The following is a 3,063-nucleotide window of genomic DNA, read 5'->3' as shown; positions in this document are numbered from 1 at the left end:
CGGGCTGGTGCTGCTAGTGGCCATGATCGGCGCCATCGTGCTGACCCTGCGCCACAAGCCCGGCGTCCGCCGCCAGGTGATCGCCGACCAGGTGGCCCGCAGCCCCGAGAGCGGCATGCGCATCGTCCAGATCAAATCGGGGCAGGGGATCGACCAATGACCATCGGGCTGACCCACTACCTCTCGGTGGCCGCGATCCTGTTCACCATCGGGGTCTTCGGCATCTTCGTGAACCGCAAGAACGTCATCGTCATCCTGATGTCGATCGAGCTGATCCTGCTGGCCGTGAACATCAACCTGGTGGCCTTTTCTGTCTATCTGCACAACGTCACGGGGCAGATTTTCGCCATGTTCGTGCTGACCGTCGCTGCGGCCGAGGCCGCCGTCGGCCTGGCCATCCTCGTCACCTTCTTCCGCAACCGCGGCGACATCGCCGTGGACGACGTCTCGATGATGAAGGGCTGATCGACCTTTCCATGACCCCTTCGTCCCTCATCACCACCGTGGTCTTCGCCCCCCTGGTGGGCGCGATCATCGCGGGCCTGTTCGGCCGCCGGATCGGCGACGTCGCGTCGCAAGCCGTCACCACCGGCCTGCTGCTGCTGGCCGCCGTGCTCTCCTGGGTGATCTTCGCCCAATGGACCTGGGGCGGGCTCGAGCCCTTCACCCTGCAGTTCCTGCCCTTCATCAATATCGGCGACTTCCAGTCCAACTGGTCGATCCGACTGGACGGCCTGTCGGCCGTGATGCTGGTCGTGGTCACCAGCGTCGCATCCCTGGTCCACGTCTATTCGTGGGGCTACATGGCGATGGACGACAGCAAGCCCCGGTTCTTCGCCTATCTGTCGCTGTTCACCTTCGCCATGCTGGCCCTGGTGACCGCCGCCGACTTCATGCAGCTGTTCTTTGGTTGGGAAGGCGTGGGCCTGGCCAGCTACCTACTGATCGGATTCTGGTACAAGAAACCCACCGCCAACGCCGCGGCCATCAAGGCCTTCGTGGTCAACCGGGTCGGCGACTTTGGTTTCGCGCTGGGCATCATGACCGTCTACTGGATGTTCGGCTCGATTGAGTTCGCCGAGATCTTCCCGCGCGTGCCTGAGTTCGCCAACACCGGCTGGTGGTTCGCCGGCTCCTGGTGGCACGCGGTGGACCTGGCCTGCGCCCTGCTGTTCGTCGGCGCCATGGGCAAGTCGGCCCAGTTCTTCCTGCACACCTGGCTGCCCGACGCCATGGAGGGCCCGACCCCGGTCTCGGCCCTGATCCATGCCGCGACCATGGTTACGGCCGGCGTCTACATGGTCTGCCTGCTGTCGCCGATGTTCGAGTACGCGCCCTACGCCAAGCAGGTCGTCACCCTGATCGGCGCGGTCACGGCCCTGTTCGCCGCCACGGTCGGCCTGGCCCAGAACGACATCAAGCGGGTCATCGCCTATTCGACCTGTTCGCAGCTCGGCTACATGTTCTTCGCCGCCGGCGTCGGCGCCTATCAGGCGGCCATGTTCCATCTGTTCACCCACGCCTTCTTCAAGGCGCTGCTGTTTCTGGGCGCCGGCTCGGTGATCCACGGGATGCACCACGAGCAAGACATGCGGAAGATGGGCGGCCTGTGGAAACACCTGCCGATCACCTACGCGGTCATGACCATCGGGACCCTGGCCATCACCGGCTTCGGCATTCCCAGCCTGCACCTCGGGTTCGCCGGCTTCTATTCCAAGGACACCATCATCGAGGCGGCCTTCGCGGCCGGCCAGGAAATGGGCGGCGTCGCCTATTTCGCCTTCGTGGTGAGCGTGTTCGCCGCGGGCCTGACCGCCTTCTATTCCTGGCGCCTGGCCTTCATGACCTTCCACGGCACGGCCAAGTGGGAACACAACGGCCACGGCCACGCGGCCGACGACCACGCCAGCTCTGCCCAGATCGAGACCCACGACGAACCGCTGCCCGACGATCACGCGCACGGTCATGACCACAAGCCCCACGAGAGCCCGTGGTCGATGCTGGTTCCGATCATGCTGCTCGCCGTCGGCGCGCTCGCTGCGGGCTACTTCTTCGTCGACCACTTCGTTGGCGAGGGCTGGAAGGAATTCTGGCGGGGCGCGATCTTCAACGGCGCGGACAACCACGTGCTGGAGCACGCCCACCATTCGCCGACCTGGGTGAAATGGGCGCCGCTGTTCGTGTCGGCGCTCGGCTTCGCGGGCGCCTATTATGTCTACATCCTGCGCGAAGGCATGGGCGCGGCCATCGCCGCGCGGAAGGGCCCGCTCTGGACCTTCCTCTACAACAAGTGGTTCTTCGACGAGATCTATGAGGCGACCTTCGTGCGCGCCGCCAGGTTCCTGGGCGACCTGTTCTGGAAGGGCGGCGATCAGAAGGTCATCGACGGCTTCGGCCCCGACGGCGTCTCGGCGGTGTCCTACGCCGTTGGCCGCGCGGCTGGCCGGGCTCAGACGGGCTACGTCTACCACTATGCGTTCGTGATGCTGCTCGGCGTGGCGGGACTTCTGTCCTACGCGCTGTGGGCCTGGCAGGCTTGAGGGGGACGATCCAATGACCGGCATTCTCTCCCTCGTCACCTTCGCCCCGCTGCTGGGCGTCGCGGCCATCCTGCTGCTGCGCGCGGCGTCCAGGGACGAGGCGCGCGTGGTGTCCGCCTCCAAGTGGATCGCCTTCGTCACCACGCTCGCGACTCTGGCGCTCTCGGTGCTGCTCGTCGCCGAGTTCGACCCGGCCAATCCCGGCTTCCAGTTCCTGGAGGACGCGGTCTGGTTCGCGGGGCTCCACTACCGCATGGGCGTGGACGGGATCTCGATCCTGTTCGTCCTGCTGACCGCCTTCCTCATGCCGATCTGCATCGCCGCCTCCTGGACGACGATCGAGAAGCGCGTGCCGGAATACATGGTCGCGTTCCTGGTGCTGGAGACCCTGGTGATCGGGGTGTTCTGCGCCCTGGACCTGGTGCTGTTCTACGCCTTCTTCGAGTTCGGCCTGGTGCCGATGTTCCTGATCATCGGCATCTGGGGCGGCAAGAACCGGGTCTACGCGGCCTACAAGTTCTTC

Annotated in this window: 3 protein-coding genes and 1 pseudogene; all 4 read left to right on the top strand. The window is 65.3% G+C overall.

The window, feature by feature from the left end; genetic code table 11:
• A pseudogene (locus tag Q8Q77_RS02180) lies at window positions 1-160 on the top strand (NADH-quinone oxidoreductase subunit J); the annotation flags it as partial.
• The gene (gene nuoK, locus Q8Q77_RS02175; RefSeq protein ID WP_305580721.1) at window positions 157-465 is read left to right on the top strand and encodes an NADH-quinone oxidoreductase subunit NuoK; all 309 of its coding nucleotides are present in this window, start codon (window positions 157-159) and stop codon (window positions 463-465) included. The pseudogene Q8Q77_RS02180 and the gene nuoK, both read left to right, overlap by 4 nt.
• Before the next feature lie 11 nt (window positions 466-476).
• On the top strand, window positions 477-2,540 hold the full coding sequence (nuoL, locus tag Q8Q77_RS02170; RefSeq protein WP_305580719.1) for an NADH-quinone oxidoreductase subunit L: 2,064 nt from the start codon (window positions 477-479) through the stop codon (window positions 2,538-2,540).
• 13 nt (window positions 2,541-2,553) lie between these two features.
• Window positions 2,554-3,063 (top strand): proton-conducting transporter membrane subunit (locus Q8Q77_RS02165; RefSeq protein WP_305580717.1); only part of this gene is annotated, 510 nt, incomplete at its 3' end.

Origin of the sequence: Phenylobacterium sp. (genome assembly GCF_030698145.1) — a bacterium.
GTDB lineage: Bacteria > Pseudomonadota > Alphaproteobacteria > Caulobacterales > Caulobacteraceae > Phenylobacterium.
Note: the sequence above shows the minus strand (reverse complement) of the source record. Positions and strands in the feature narration are given on the sequence as shown.